Here is a 14,604-nt window from a genome sequence, read left to right as displayed (position 1 = left end):
AATGAGTCGACACGCCCTGAACTGGGGAATCCTGGGGCCCGGAAACATTGCTCGCCGTTTCGCGAGCCAGCTCGCCGACAGCGCAACGGGGCGCCTCGTGGCGGTCGCCAGCCGTGACCCTGCGAAGGCCGAGGCCTTCGCCCGGGAATTCGGGGCGGAGCGAAGCTATTCGAGCTATGAGCAGCTGCTCGCCGACCCCGACGTCGACGCCGTGTACATCTCGCTCGTGCACACGTTGCACGCCGAGTGGACCGTCAAGGCCGCGGACGCCGGCAAGCACGTCCTGGTCGAGAAGCCGATCGCGGTCAACCATGGATCGGCAATGGTCTCGGCGGAGGCCGCGCGGCGTAACGGCGTCGTGCTGCTCGAGGCGTACATGTACCGGTTCCACCCACAGATCGACACGCTGCTCGAGCTCGTCTCCGGCGGGGCGATCGGCACCGTTCAGCACATCGACGCGAGCTTCTCCTTCGACACGGGCGGGAGCACCGGTCGACTGTTCGACGAGAGCCTCGCCGGCGGAGGCATCCTCGACGTCGGCGGCTACCCGGTCTCCCTGGCGAGGCTGGTCGCGTCGGCCGCGCTCGGCCGTCGCAGCGAGCCGGTCTCGCTCACCGCGCAGGGCTCCATCGGCGACACGAACGTGGACGAGTGGGCCGCAGCAACCCTGCAGTTCGAAGCGGGAATCAGCGCGCACGTGCGCACCGGAGTGCGCCTCGACGACGAGGAGCGCGTGGTCGTCTACGGCTCGCACGGAACGATCCAGCTGCACACGCCCTGGGTGGTCGAACCGTCGGCGAACCCCAGGATCACCGTGCGCCGGGTGGGGGAGCAGGTGCGGGTCATCGAGTGCCCGGCCGGGTCGCAATACGCCGCGGAGGCCGATGCTGTCGCCGCAGCCGTGGCCGGCGGAACCACGTCATCCGATGTTCCGCGCATGACGATCGACGACTCGCTGGCCAACCTCCTCGTGCTCGACCAGTGGCGGGCCGCTATCGGCCTGCGCTACTCCTTCGAGCGGGACGACGCCACGACGCCCACGGTGAGCGGCGAACCACTCGCGGTGCGCGCCAACTCCATGCTCTACGGCAGAATCCCGGGCATCGACAAGAACGTGTCGCGCCTCGTGATGGGGTGCGACAACCAGCAGAACCTGGCGCACGCCTCGGCGATGTTCGATGACTTCTTCGAGCGCGGGGGGAACGCCTTCGACACGGGGTACATCTACGGCGGAGGGCTGCAGGAACGGCTGCTCGGGCAGTGGATCTCGAACCGGGGCCTGCGCGAGCAGACGGTGGTGATCGCCAAGGGCGCCCACACGCCGCACTGTGACCCGGAGTCGATCACCCGTCAGCTCACCGAGAGCCTCGAGCGGCTGCAGACAGACCACGTGGACATCTACCTCATGCACAGGGACAACGAGGATATTCCGGTCGGGGAATTCGTCGACGTGCTGGACGAGCACGCGCGCGCCGGGCGCATCCGGGCCTTCGGCGGGTCGAACTGGAGCCTCGCGCGATTCGACGAGGCCAACGAGTACGCCAGGGCCAACGGAAAGCAGCACTTCGGCATCCTGAGCAACCACTTCGGACTCGCGGAGGCGTACGACGTGCCGTGGGACGGCTGCCGCCACGCCACCGAGGCTGCGTCGAAGCTCTGGCTCAAGCAGACCCAGACCCCGCTGTTCCCCTGGTCGTCGCAGGCCCGCGGGTTCTTCACCGGCAGGGCTCGGCCAGAGGACCTCTCCGACCCGGAGCTCGTGCGCTGTTACTACGGCGACGGCAACTTCGAGCGGCTCCGTCGAGCCGAGCAGCTCGGCGCGGAGCTCGGCGTGATGGCAACGGCGGTTGCCCTGGCCTACGTGCTGCACCAGCCGTTCCCGACCTTCCCGCTGTTCGGTCCACGCTCGATCTCCGAGACGCGCACCTCCATGGCTGGGCTGAGCATCGAGCTGACGGATGATCAGGTGCGGTGGCTGGACCTGGTCGGCTGAGGCCGGGCGGCTGCCGGGCCGACTGCTAGGGTGCACAACATGAAGCCGGAACGGTCGCGAGCGAAGCCCGCGACGATCCTGGATGTGGCGAGCGAGGCGGGGGTCTCGCGCCAGACGGTCACCCGCGCCATGAACAACATGTCGGGGATCAACCCCGCGACGAAGCAGCGGGTGCTGGCGGTGGCGAGGGCGCTCAAGTACCGCCCGAGCCGGTTCGCCAGGGGACTGGTCGTCGCGCATCCACTCACCATGGGCCTGCTGCTCGACGACATGACCAACCCCTTTTATTCCGAGTTGGCGGCGAGCGTGGTGTCCTCGGCGGCCGAACTGGGCTGGAACGTGATATTCGCGGACACCGCGCACGGCCTCGCCGGGCCGCGCCCGATCCTCGACTCCCTGGCCATGCAGGTCGACGCCGCCATCGGCTACGTGCACGTGGGCTCCGACGAACTGGACGAGGTCTTCGGCGACATGCCGGTGGTCGTGCTCGAGAAGTCACCGGAGCCGGGGGACCGGTCGGTGATCACCTTCGACTTCGAGCCGGGGCTCCTGGCCGGCATCGCCCACCTGGACGACGCCGGCCGCCGGCACATCGCGATGCTCGACGCCGGCAGCGTCGACGAGCCGTCCGAACGCGGCCGACAGTTCGAGCGGATCATGCTCGAACGGGGTCTCGAGCCGATCCGCTTGCCTGGTGGCCCGACCATCGCCGACGGCGTCGACGCCATGCGGCGACTTCTCGACACGAGGCCGGAGGTCGACGCGGTGATCGCCTTCAACGACCTGGTCGCGATGGGGGCCATGAAGGAGCTCCATCGCGTGGGGGTCGACATCCCCGGCCGATGCGCCGTCCTCGGCATCGACGGCCTCTCGATCGGCGAGATAGTCACGCCGGAGCTCTCGAGCCTCGCCCTCGACCTCCGGGCGGTCGGGCGGCTCGCGGTCGAGCTGGCCGTGGGGATGTACACGGGGGAGCTCCCGATGACGGGTCCCGAGGTGCAGCGCACGGTGAGCCACACGCTCCTGCTGCGCGCGACCGCCTGACCGCCGCGCGATTGTTCCCGTGTGTCGGGTCGGGGACCTGTCGACCGAGCACAGTGGCTACACGGGGGCGCAGACAGACGGATGCGGGCAGTCGGGTTCAGGCGGGCGGCATGCCGCATCCGCAGCTCTGCCGCACTATCAGCCTGGTCGCGTAGAGGCTGAAGGCGTCAGACGCCGTGGGGGCGACGAGCCGCTCGACGGCCTCCTCGGCCATCTCCGCCACGGGCTGCTGCACCGTGGTGAGGCCGGGCCAGGTGTATTCGGCCTCCGGCGAACCGTCGAAGGAGACGACGGCGATCTCGGCGGGAATGGCGATCCCCGCCTCATGGATGGCGCGGAGCACGCCGATGGCCTGGAAGTCCGAGCTCACGAAGATGGCGGTCGGACGGTTGTCGCCGGCGATCAACAGCTTGCCGGCGGCGTATCCGCCCTCCCGGGTGAATGTGGCGGCGGCCTCGGGGCCCGCCGGGAGTCCCGCGGCGGTGAGGGCATCCCGCCAGCCGCGTTCTCTCACGTCCGGCGGCCCCAGCTCGCCCACATACCCGATGTTGGTGTGCCCGTGCCAGATGAGGTGGTTGACGCCCGTGCGGGCACCCTCGTAGAGGTCGGGGCCGACCGACGGCATGCCATCGACGCCGCTGAACTGGTTGATCAGCACGGTGCGGATGCCGCACTCGCTGATCGCGGCCAGGATCGGCATGCTCACCTGGGCCGCCACGATCATGCCGTCGACCTGCCGCAGCGCGAGCTCGCGGATGCTGCTGGCGATGTCGTGGCCGGGGTCATCGAAGTTCACCACTATCAGGGCGTACCCGTGGGCGGTCGCGGCCTGCTCGATAACGCGGCCGAGCTCCACGAAGAACGGGTTGCCGGAGTCGGGGACCACGACACCGAACATCTTCGTGTGCCCGATCTTGAGCGCCCGGGCCACGGCGTTCGGGCGGTAGCCGAGCACGCGGATCGCCTCCTGCACCCGCGCGCGGGTGGCGGGGGCCACCGCGCGGGGACCCGCGTTCACGGTGTAGCTCACCACGGCCGGGCTCACCCCGGCGTAACGCGCCACATCGGCTCTCGTCGCCCGTCTGGCGGGAGCGGCGTCAACGATGTCCATACCGGCCGGCCCTTTCTCGGTGCGCCTGGGTCTGAGTGTGCCTAAACGTGGCCGCGGTGAGCGGCGTGGAACCGATGATATATCTCCGGTCGATCACCGTGCCGTTGCTGGCTCGGCACCCGCGATGGCCGCGAAGGGGAGCGACTCCGGAGCGTCGCCGAAATCGTCGATCGGCAGGCGGGCGCCGCCGTTGAGTGCGGACTGGTGGGCGACGATTCCCGGGAGGGTGAATCGCGCGGCCACCCAGGCGTTCACGGGCGGCAGAGTCCCGTTGACCACCGCGGTCACGAAATCGTCCGCGAGGAAGTGGTGGCTGCCCTCGTGCCCGTCCGGCGCCCCGATGAACGAGTCGGGCAGACGCGACGAGTCATGGACCTCGGCGTGGCCGGAGATGAACGACGCGCGAAGCTCGGGAGCGACGTGCGCGAGGATCTCGTCATCCGGCGACATCGTCTCGGCGGTAGCGAGCAGCGTGGAGACGTCTTCGACGCCGTCCTTGGTCTGCCAGACCGAAACTTCGGCGAGCTGCTCGAAGCTGCCCTCGGTGCCGAAGAAACGGAACCGGGATTCGCGGATGTGGGACGGGTAGCCGACGCGGCGCATCTCGTTGATGCGCATCGAGCCGCCGCCGTCGAGTTCGAAGAGGGCGGTGGCATTGGAGAAGTCGTTGTCGAACATGCTCGTCTCGCGATCGAACACGCCGTCCCCGCCCTGGTCCCGCACGCCGATGCAGCTCACGCTGACCGCGTGGGTGGGCAGGGCGCCGAGAACGCCGCCGATGGAATGGGTGGGGTAGAGCATGGGCGGGTAGCTCGCCGTGCGCTTCCACTCCGGGCCTCCGCTGTACTCGTAGGCGGTGTAGAAGCCCAGGTCCATGTCGTGAACGTAGTCGCCCTCCGCGTAGAAGACCCGACCGAATGCGCCGGAGGCGAGCTTCTTGCGGGCGAAGACCGTCGCCGGGTTGTAGTAGCTGGTCTCGCCCATCATGTAGGTGAGCCCGGTCTCCCGCACGGCGTCGATGATGGCGGCAATCTCGTCGCGGGAGATCGCCATGGGCACGGCCGAGTAGACATGCTTGCCCGCGCGGAGGGCAGCGAGAACCAGCGCGCCATGCGTCCAGCGCTGGGTGAAGATGGCGACGGCGTCGACATCCGATGCCAGCATCGCGTCGAAGTCGGGCAGGGTTCCGTCCAGCTCCTGCAGCTCGTTGAGCGTGTTCGCACGCTCAGGCACGAGGTCTGTGACGTGGACACGGGAGACCTGGGGATGCAGCTTGAACAGCTTCGTGAACTGGCCGGCGAACTGACCGGCGCCCACGACGCCAATGGAGATCGACATGGTGTGACCCTTTCTGGAGATAGCTCACAGTTACACAGGCAATCTACACGCGTCAACACCTTCTTTGGGCAACAAGATACCCGTCGATGAAACAGTCTCGGCGATTCTTGCTTTCAACTATTGACTCGTGTAGCTTGTCGCGAGGGTCGACCAGGAGACTGCCGGATCGCGGCTGGCCCGACCGCAAAACGAAAGCAAATTTCACATCCCAATGGAGGAACGACCATGAGATCGCGACCGCTGTTCGTCGTTGCCGGTGCGGCAGCCCTCGTGCTCGCCCTGGTCGGGTGCGGGTCGTCGCCCGGATCGAGCCAGACGAAGGCCGCACTGGAATTCCAGACCGGGCAATCGGTGGACTCCGTCTTCCTCAAACAGCTCACGACCATCACGAAGAAGTTCGAATCGGCGAACCCGGGAATCACCGTGGATCTGAGGCCGTCGACCTCCAGCTACGAATCGGACATCAAGGTTCGCCTCGCTTCGGGCAACGTGCCGGACATCTGGTGGACGCACGGCTGGTCTCTCCTGCGCTACAGCAAGTTCCTCGTCCCGCTGCAGGACGAGGCCTGGGCGAAGGACTTCAACCCGGCGCTCGCCCCCGCGATGAAGAACTCCCAGGGCCAATTCTTCGCCTTCCCGGTGGACACGGATGTCGCGGGCATCATCTACAACAAGGACGTCCTCGCGGCCTCCGGCGTCTCGGTCGCCGGCCTCACGACCTGGGACGCCTTCGGCGCGGCGGCCGAGAAGATCGCCGCCACCGGAATCGCCCCGATCACCGTCTCCGGCAAGGCCAACGGACCGGCCGGCAACCTCGCCGACTGGATCGCCTCCGGCGCGTACTCGAAGTCGGAGCTCGCCGAGCTGTCCAACGGCACGTTCGTCGATGCCCCATACACGCACGTGCTCGACCTGATCGCCGCGTGGAAGAAGGAGTCGCTGTTCAACCCCGACTACGTCTCCGCGACATCCGACGACATGTCGCGTGCCCTCGCGACCGGCAAGGCCGCCTTCGCGTTCAGTCAGAACACGACGGCGGGCGATGCCCTCCAGTACAACCCGAAGGCCAACCTCGGCTACTTCCCCGTACCATCCCTCACCGGCGGCAAGCCGTACCTGATCGGCGGCGAGATGAACGCGTTCGGGATCTCGAAGACCTCGAGGCACCTCAAGGATGCGAAGGCATTCATCGCCTACCTGGCCAAGCCGGCCAACGCGACCCTGCTGGCGAAGGCCGCCGGCTCCATCCCGGGCCTGACGAATGTGACGCCGGACCTCGGGGCGCTGCAAGCCAGCTACGACTCGGTCGTGAAACCGGGCAAGTACCCGCTCGTGCCATACTTCGACCGGGTCTACCTGCCCAACGGCATGTGGAACACGATGGTGACCACCGCGGACTCGGTGGTGACTGGCGGCAACTCGAAGGTCGCCGAGGGGGTTTCGACGATGTCGAAGGACTTCGCCAGACTGGATGCCCAGAACAAGTAGCCGCGAAGGCCGACGGGGAGCGCGCATGACTCGGGCCTCGACACCGGCCACCGCCACCGCCGTAGCAGCAGCGGCCGGGGTTCGCCCCACTCCCACGAGGGCACGCCTCCGAACGCGGGGCGGCGGCCTCATCAACCTGCTCTACCTGCCGGCAGTGCTGCTGTTCGTCGTTTTCACGGTCTATCCGCTCCTCACCGGCGTCGGTTTCTCCTTCACCGATTGGGACGGCTACAGCCCGGACAAGGCCTTCGTCGCGCTGCAGAACTACCTGAGGCTCTTCCAGGACGACACGTTCCGGCTGGTATTGCTCAACACCTTCGGGTACGGGATCGGCAGCACCATCCTGCAGCAGCTGCTCGGGCTCGCGCTCGCGGTGGCCCTCGACCGGCCGTTCCGCGGCCGGTCTGCCGCGCGGGCGATCATCTACCTGCCGGTGCTCGTCTCGCCCGTGATCATGGGCACCATGTACTACCTGCTCTTCCAGTACAACCAGGGGGCGTTCAACGACATCGTCGTGCTCTTCGGCGGCGCGCGCGTCGCGTGGTTGAGCGACCAGTCGGCGGCGGTCGCCATCATCGTGGTGGTCAACTCGCTGCAGTTCGTGGGCATCTCGATGATTATCTATCTCGCCGGGCTGCAGGCGATCCCCACCACCTACTACGAGGCGGCGATGCTCGACGGAGCCGGTGCGTGGCAGCGGTTCACCGGGATCACCCTCCCCCTGCTGCAGCCGGCCTTCGCAACGAGCATCGTGCTCAACCTGATCGGCGGGCTCAAGCTCTTCGACGTGATCAAGGTCATGACGGGGGGTGGCCCCGGCTACACCACCAACTCGGTGTCGACGCTCATTGGGGTCACATACTTCGAGAACCAGAGCGCCGGATACGCGTCGGCGATGGGGATCGTGCTCTTCATCATCATCGCCATCTTCACCCTCGCGCTCAATGCGCTTCTCAACCGCCGACGGCTGGAGCAGCAGTGAGTGGGACTCGGACGGATGCGAGCCGGCGCACCGGCAGGATCGCGATCGGCGCGGCGCTCCTCGCGGTGATCCTGCTTCAGCTGCTGCCCTTCTACGTCGCCCTGACCACGTCGCTCAAGGCCAGGTCAAACCTGTCCTCGCAGTGGTCGTTCCCGATCGGCGACCTGTTCTGGGGCAACTTCGCCACCGCCATCCGGGACGGCGGCATCCTCCGGGCCATCGGCAACAGCGCGATCGTCACCGTCGCCGCCACCGCCATCGTCTGCGTTCTCGGGGCACTCGCCGCCTACCCCCTTGCCCGTCGGCGGTCGACGCTTAACAAGGCGGTGCTGCTCGCGATCATCGGCCTGATCATGATCCCGCCGCTGAGCATCCTCGTTCCGCTGTACTCGATGCTCAACCGGTTGGGGGCGATCAACACCTACTGGGGGATCATCCTGGTGATGGCGACGACCCAGCTCCCTCTCGCGATCTTCCTCTACTCCTCCTTCATGCGATCGCTGCCCATCGCGGTGGAGGAGGCGGCGGTGATGGATGGCGCGAACCTGCTCCAGGTGCTCTTCCTGGTGATCTTCCCGATGCTCAAACCAGTCACCGCCACGGTGGTGATTCTCTCCGGGGTCGCCATCTGGAACGACTATGCGCTCTCGGTCTACGTGCTGACCGACCCGGAGGTGAAGACCATTGCGCCGGCGATCGGCGCCTTCTTCTCCACCCAGTCCAGCAACCTCGGGGCGGCCGCCGCCGCGTCGCTGATGGGCTTCCTGCCGGTGTTGGTCGCCTACCTGTTCCTGCAGCGCTACTTCATCCGGGGGATCGTGGCGGGGTCGGAGAGGTAGCTGCCCCCTCTCGTTAGCCGAGAAACCTGAGAGTCCGGGGCATCCGGCCTGTCGCTGTGCTGCGGATGCGCCGGCCGAACCTAGAGTCGGAGGGTCATGATTCGGTTTGATCAGGTAACCAAGCTCTACAAGGGCAACGCGCGACCGGCGCTCAATGCGGTGACGCTTGAGATTTTACGCGGTGAGTTCGTGTTTCTCGTTGGGGCGTCCGGCAGCGGCAAGTCGAGCTTCCTGCGGCTCGTGCTCAAGGAAGAGAGCCCGTCCAAGGGCCAGATCCATGTGCTCGGCCAGAACCTCGGCGGCCTCACGAGCCGAAAGGTGCCGTTCTTCCGGCGCAACCTCGGCGTCGTGTTCCAGGACTTCCGGCTGCTGCCGCAGAAGAACGTCTTCGACAACGTGGCCTTCTCGCTGCAGGTGATCGGCAAGTCCCGCGGCTTCATCCAGGAGGCCGTGCCGGACGTGCTCAAGATGGTCGGACTCGCCGGCAAGACCAATCGACTCCCGCACGAGCTCTCCGGTGGCGAGCAGCAGCGCGTCGCGATCGCGCGCGCCATCGTCAACAAGCCGGCCATCCTGCTCGCCGACGAGCCGACGGGAAACCTCGACCCCTCCACGAGCGCGGGCATCATGACCCTGCTCGAGCGCATCAGCCAGAGCGGCACCACCGTGATCATGGCCACCCACGACGCGGGCATCGTCGACCAGATGCAGCGCCGGGTGATCGAACTGGTGAGCGGCCAGATCGTGCGTGACGAACGCCAGGGCGGCTACCAGACCCAGACGATTCCGCTGCAGGGCTTCGGCCCGTCGTCCATGCCGCGCCAGAATCTCGGCATCGCCGGCCAGGCAGAGGAGGCGATCCGATGAGGTTCGGCCTGATCATGTCGGAGGTCGGCCACGGACTGCGACGCAACTTCTCGATGGTCGTCTCCGTCGTGCTCGTGACCTTCATCTCCCTGACCTTCGTGGGGGCGGCGATCCTGCTCCAGTTCCAGATCGGCCAGATGAAGGGCTACTGGTACGACCGGGCCCAGGTGGCCGTCTACATGTGCACGAGCCTGTCGACCGACGGCAACTGCAAGCTCGCCGAGGCGACGAAGGATCAGAAGGCGCTGGTCGAGGCGCAACTCAAGTCGCCGGCCATCGCCGGCCTGATCAAGAGAGTCGACTTCGAGAACCACGACCAGGTCTACGCCGAGTACAAGGCGCAGTTCGGCGACACCACCGGCTCGGACTTCGTCACGCCCGCCTTCCTGCCGGAGACCTTCTGGATCAACCTCAAGGACCCGCAGCAGGCCGACGTGATCGTGGAGAGCGTGTCAGACCTCCCCGGGGTCGAACAGGTGAAGGACCAGCGCAAGTACCTCGATCCGATCTTCACCGCCCTCAACGCCGCGAGCTTCACCGCGGTGGGCGTCGCCGTGCTGATGCTCGTCGCCGCCGTGCTCCTCATCGCCACCACCATCCGTCTGTCCGCGTTCTCCCGACGCCGCGAGCTCGGGATCATGCGCCTGGTTGGCGCGTCGAACCGGTTCATCCAGACGCCGTTCATTCTCGAGGGCGTGATCGCCGCGCTCATCGGATCGGTGCTCGCGAGCGCGGCCGTCGTCGCGATCGTGAAGTTCTTCGTGCAGGGGTACCTCGGCGGCCAGGCCCAGGACACCCCGTTCATCGGGATGTCGGACGCACTGATCGTGGTGCCGATCCTGCTCGTGGTGGGCGCGGTACTTGCCGCCTCGTCGGCGAGCTTCGCGATCGGCCGCTACCTGAAGGTCTAGCAACCGTTCGCGGTGGAGCGCGGTGGGAAGCTCAGGTTAGACTGATGGGCTGCTCACGCCGTGTGGGCCGGAAAACAGGAGTGAATCGTGCCCAGGGAACGTGGCCAGAAGGTTGTGGCCACCAATCGTAAAGCCCGCCACGACTACACCATCGAGGACACCTTCGAGGCCGGACTGGTCTTGACGGGAACCGAGGTGAAGTCGCTGCGGGCCGGTCGGGCGTCCCTCGTCGACGGCTACGGGTTCATCGAGAACGGCGAGGCCTGGCTCGACGCCGTGCACATCCCCGAGTTCAACCAGGGTTCGTGGAACAACCATCCGCCGCGCCGCAAGCGCAAGATGCTGTTGCACAAGGCGCAGATCCTCAAGATCCACAACAAGGTGAAGGAGGGCGGGTACACGCTCGTCCCCCTGTCGATCTACTTCAGCGACGGCAATGCGAAGGTGGAGCTCGCCGTAGCCAAGGGCAAGAAGGAGTACGACAAGCGCCAGGCGCTGCGCGAGCGACAGGACAACCGCGAGGCCGACCGGGCGATGTCTGCCCGCCGCCACCTGGGCGACTGACCCCGGCTCTGGCGGGATGACGCGTTCGGCGGCGACCGCTCGCTTCCGCGCTAAATCCGGCGTAGGATAGAGGGCTGCCTCGGTAGCGAAGCCAGCGCCCGCGAGGGTGCTGATTGACAAGTCAACAGTGCGCGATAACGACCGCCTCCAGCAGCGAATTCGGCTGCCCGGGGTGAGCATGGGGATGATCGGTTTCGACATTGCCTGCGCAAGTGTGAGAAGCGGGTCGAGGATGCAGGGTTAACTCGTTAACGATCTCTGCAAACAATAAGTGCGAAAACAAACCGCGCTGACTTCGCTCTTGCTGCATAAGCAAAAGCACTAAATGAAGTCCGTCAGACCGGGGACGCTCTCTAACCGGATCCTGGCGCAATTTAGAGGGATTGCTGCTGTGTTACGCCTTCGGGGCACAGCGGGACTTTTACCAGGGCTGGGCTTGTCGGATTGGATGCCAGTGGCAAATTCCGGAGCCGAGTAGAACGCTTTCACTGGCTACACCCGTAGAAGGCACATGACCACAGCAGTGGACGGGGGTTCAATTCCCCCCATCTCCACCATGGTCGTTCTCGCGCACTGTTGGCCTCCTTCCGTTGGCGATCGCATTCGGCTACGCGCACGTGGAGAGCGGGACATCGACCGATGGCCAGGAAACGCGAACGGCGATCCGAGCCGGTACGACCGTACGTGCCGGTGCCCCGCGCCGAACCCATCACGGTCGAGCGTGCCGTCGAGGAGGGCATGCTCATCGCGCGCTCGGCCCTCACGATGGAGGTGAAGAACCGCATCATCGTCGGGGCGCTTCGCGACGACCTGGCCTTCGACCCGGCCGAGACGGCCGACCTGGTGAAGAGCGAGCTCGCGGTGCTGTCCCGGGAACAGGCGGGCTATGCGAGGCGCATGAACCGGCTCGCCGTCGCCGTGTCCGGAGCGAGGGGGTCGTCGATCCGTGACCACGACTACGGTCCGCGCGACTATCGGGTGCTCACCCAGCGGGGCAAGATCTACGCGGCCCTGTCCGCCGAGCTCGAACGCCTCGTAGAGGATGCGGGATTCGTGGACGAGATCGTGGAGACCGCCAGGGCCCAGGCCTGGGCGGAACTGGGCAGGACGATCGTGGGCCGGCTCGAGCGCGCCTTGGGGGCCCACCGTGACCCGGACTACGCGATCGACCGCGACACCCGTCTGCGCGCCTTCATCGCGATCGACCTCGCCCGACTGCAGCGCAGTGCGGGCGAGATCGCCGTGACCTGAACGATCCGAATGCAGTCTTAGCGGATCCGGCCCGATGAGCGGCTGGTACGCGACACCGTGGTGAACCCGAATTCGGAGCCCGTCACCGTCGCAGCTGGGCCGGCGCTCACCCCACCCGCAGCCAGACGAACTGGTGCGGGGCGAGCAGCAGCCCGCCGGAGAGCAGCAGTCGCGTGCCGGTCACGAGGTCGAGGGCGACCGCGGGCAGCCCGGACAGCGTGAGCGCGGCGACCTTCTCCGCGGTGTCGGCGAAGTTCGCGAGCACCACGACCGCCGAGCCGCCGTTCCGGCCGGGTCGCTGGTAGCCGAGCACGTGGTCGTTCTTCGCGTCGAACGGCACGAGCCGCCCGCCCGCGAACTCGGCGGTGGCCGCGCGGGTGTCGATGAGCCGGCGCAGGCGCGTGAAGATGGCGCCGGCGGCCGTCGTGGGATCGTTCCGCTGGGAGTACGCGCCGGCGGGGTACGTCGGCCGGCCCACCCATCGGCTGTCGTCCGCATGGGCCGGCACGTCGAGGTAGCCGTAGTCGTTGAGCTGACCCACCTCGTCGCCGAGGTAGAGCAGCGGGATGCCGCCCGTGCTCAGGACGATCGAGTGGGCGAGCAGCACCCGGTCGATGGCCTGCGGGTCGTGGGCCTCGAGGCCGGCGAGGGACGCCGTGGTTCCGGAGATGCGGCAATCACCGGTGCGCGGGTTGTCCTGGAACGGCACGCCGCGCGCGAAGCTCCCCTCGAACCGGTTGACGAAGAAGGCGTTGAGGAATCGGCGGTGGTCGAACCCGTTGATGCCGAGCTCGGCGACGTCTTCGTCGGCGAACGTCCAGCCGATGTCGTCGTGACTGCGCACGTAGTTGACCCAGGCCGTGCCCGGCGCGATCTCGTGGCGCCGTTCGAGGGCCTGGGACAGCATCCGCACGTCCCGGGTGGCGAGGGAACTCCAGATGAGCGCCATCTGCAGCGGGTTGTAGCTGAGCTGGCATTCCTTCTCGTCGATGTATTCCTCGATCTGGTCGGGATGCACGATCGCCTCCGACTTGAAGAGCAGCGATGGTGCGGCGATTCGGCACACCGCGTTGAAGGCCTGGATGAGCCAGTGCGCCTGGGGCAGGTTCTCGCACGAGGTGCCGAGCTCTTTCCAGAGGAACGCCACGGCGTCCATGCGCAGCACGTCGACGCCCTGGTTGGCGAGGAAGAGCATTTCACCCGCCATCGTGCGGAACACCGCCGGGTTGCGGTAGTTGAGGTCCCACTGGAACGAATGGAAGGTGGTCCACACCCATCGGCCGTCGGCGAGCTGCACGAACGAGCCGGGGTGGTCGTCCGGGAAGATCTCCCGCACGGTCTGCTCGTAGGCGTCCGGCATCACGCGGTCGGGGAAGATCCAATAGAAGCCCTCGTACTCCGGGTCGCCGGTGAGTGCCTTCCTCGCCCACTCGTGCTCATTCGAGGTGTGGTTGAAGATGAAGTCGACGACGAGCGAGATGCCGTTCTCCCGCAGCTCCGCGGTGAGGGTGGCGAGTTCGGCCATGGTTCCGAGGGCAGGGTTTACGGAGCGATAGCTCGAGACGGCGTAGCCGCCGTCGGAGTTCTCCGCCGGCGCGAGGAAGAGCGGCATGAGGTGCAGGTAGGTGAGGCCGAGCTCGCGGAAGTAGGGGATCCTCGCACGGATCCCGGAGAGGTCGCCCGCGTACCGGTCGACGTAGCAGACTCCGCCCAGCATGCGGTTGGACTGGAACCAGTCGGGCGTCGTCGCACGCCTCGAGTCGATGGCCTTGAGGTCCGTCGGTCTGTCCTGCCAGGAGTTCGCGGCATCGATCGCCAACAGCGCGAGTTGCTCGACGGCCTCTGGGCCGTCGCCGTAGATGTCGCGGAAGAGTCTCTCGAGCCGGGGAAACTCGGCGTCGAAACGCCTCTCGAGCGACCTCCAGTCCGCGTCGGTGGTGGTGTCGCGGCGGATGGCCGAGACTCGGTCCAGGAGGGGAAGCGTCGTCGCTTCCGTCCGCTCGTCAGTGGGGCACACGAGTGCAAGTGTATTGCCGCGGCGGCCCTCACCGCCGGGGCGCGGCGCGCCACACCGTGCTGCAAATCTGCAGATGCCCAGTGCGAATACGCCGGTTGACCCGCGTTCTGAGTGCATGAATACTCATTAGGTCCTCTCCGGGATCGAAAATGTTGCGCCCACCACGCCCGGAGAGACGTTGACGTGGACAGGAAAGAGC

12 protein-coding genes and 1 other RNA gene are annotated in these 14,604 nt (G+C 66.8%); 10 read left to right on the top strand and 3 right to left on the bottom strand.

Annotation, left to right across the window (positions count from 1 at the left end; translation table 11 throughout):
* Position 1 precedes the first annotated feature (1 nt).
* Together VIM54_RS05925 and VIM54_RS05920 are read left to right on the top strand one after the other, a co-directional pair.
* Positions 2 to 1,993 (top strand): aldo/keto reductase, encoded by a 1,992-nt coding sequence (locus VIM54_RS05925; protein WP_331899842.1) that lies wholly within the window; start codon positions 2 to 4, stop codon positions 1,991 to 1,993.
* Between the two features lie 39 nt (positions 1,994 to 2,032).
* On the top strand, positions 2,033 to 3,037 hold the full coding sequence (locus tag VIM54_RS05920; protein ID WP_331899841.1) for a LacI family DNA-binding transcriptional regulator: 1,005 nt from the start codon (positions 2,033 to 2,035) through the stop codon (positions 3,035 to 3,037).
* A 97-nt stretch (positions 3,038 to 3,134) separates the two neighbouring features.
* Here the strand turns inward: VIM54_RS05920 and VIM54_RS05915 are convergent, their stop codons facing one another.
* Complete coding sequence (locus VIM54_RS05915; protein WP_331899840.1) at positions 3,135 to 4,148, bottom strand: LacI family DNA-binding transcriptional regulator; 1,014 nt, start codon at positions 4,146 to 4,148, stop codon at positions 3,135 to 3,137.
* A gap of 93 nt (positions 4,149 to 4,241) precedes the next feature.
* Positions 4,242 to 5,486 carry a Gfo/Idh/MocA family oxidoreductase gene (locus VIM54_RS05910; protein WP_331899839.1) on the bottom strand — a complete coding sequence of 415 codons (1,245 nt, stop codon included), beginning with the start codon at positions 5,484 to 5,486 and terminating at the stop codon, positions 4,242 to 4,244.
* A gap of 225 nt (positions 5,487 to 5,711) precedes the next feature.
* On the opposite strand from VIM54_RS05910, the gene VIM54_RS05905 reads away from it, so the two are divergent.
* The 8 genes from VIM54_RS05905 (at position 5,712) to VIM54_RS05870 (ending at position 12,388) form a co-directional block, all read left to right on the top strand.
* Positions 5,712 to 6,974, top strand: a complete 1,263-nt coding sequence (locus tag VIM54_RS05905; RefSeq protein ID WP_331899838.1) for an ABC transporter substrate-binding protein — start codon at positions 5,712 to 5,714, stop codon at positions 6,972 to 6,974.
* Positions 6,975 to 6,999: 25 nt separating this feature from the next.
* Positions 7,000 to 7,956 (top strand): sugar ABC transporter permease, encoded by a 957-nt coding sequence (locus VIM54_RS05900; protein ID WP_331899837.1) that lies wholly within the window; start codon positions 7,000 to 7,002, stop codon positions 7,954 to 7,956.
* Positions 7,953 to 8,795: a carbohydrate ABC transporter permease gene (locus VIM54_RS05895; RefSeq protein WP_331899836.1), complete on the top strand. Its 843-nt coding sequence runs from the start codon at positions 7,953 to 7,955 to the stop codon at positions 8,793 to 8,795. Before VIM54_RS05900 ends, VIM54_RS05895 begins: the two co-directional genes overlap by 4 nt.
* Positions 8,796 to 8,891: 96 nt before the next feature.
* A complete protein-coding gene (gene ftsE / locus VIM54_RS05890) occupies positions 8,892 to 9,662 on the top strand; it encodes a cell division ATP-binding protein FtsE (protein ID WP_331899835.1) in 771 nt (256 codons plus the stop codon).
* Entirely contained in the window at positions 9,659 to 10,573 is a 915-nt protein-coding gene (gene ftsX / locus VIM54_RS05885) for a permease-like cell division protein FtsX (protein WP_331899834.1), read from the top strand. The genes ftsE and ftsX overlap by 4 nt, the downstream gene beginning before the upstream one ends.
* Positions 10,574 to 10,660: 87 nt before the next feature.
* Positions 10,661 to 11,137 (top strand): SsrA-binding protein SmpB, encoded by a 477-nt coding sequence (gene smpB, locus VIM54_RS05880; RefSeq protein ID WP_147782905.1) that lies wholly within the window; start codon positions 10,661 to 10,663, stop codon positions 11,135 to 11,137.
* 180 nt (positions 11,138 to 11,317) lie between these two features.
* Positions 11,318 to 11,694: a transfer-messenger RNA gene (gene ssrA / locus VIM54_RS05875) on the top strand.
* 82 nt (positions 11,695 to 11,776) lie between these two features.
* Positions 11,777 to 12,388 (top strand): hypothetical protein, encoded by a 612-nt coding sequence (locus VIM54_RS05870; protein ID WP_331899833.1) that lies wholly within the window; start codon positions 11,777 to 11,779, stop codon positions 12,386 to 12,388.
* A gap of 106 nt (positions 12,389 to 12,494) precedes the next feature.
* Here VIM54_RS05870 and VIM54_RS05865 read toward each other — a convergent pair whose 3' ends face one another.
* Entirely contained in the window at positions 12,495 to 14,522 is a 2,028-nt protein-coding gene (locus VIM54_RS05865) for an alpha-amylase family protein (protein WP_414673178.1), read from the bottom strand.
* Positions 14,523 to 14,604 lie beyond the last annotated feature (82 nt).

The sequence above is a fragment of the Lacisediminihabitans sp. genome, from assembly GCF_036569425.1.
In the GTDB taxonomy this organism is placed as follows: Bacteria; Actinomycetota; Actinomycetes; order Actinomycetales; family Microbacteriaceae; genus Lacisediminihabitans.
This window is presented reverse-complemented; position numbering and strand designations above follow the sequence as displayed.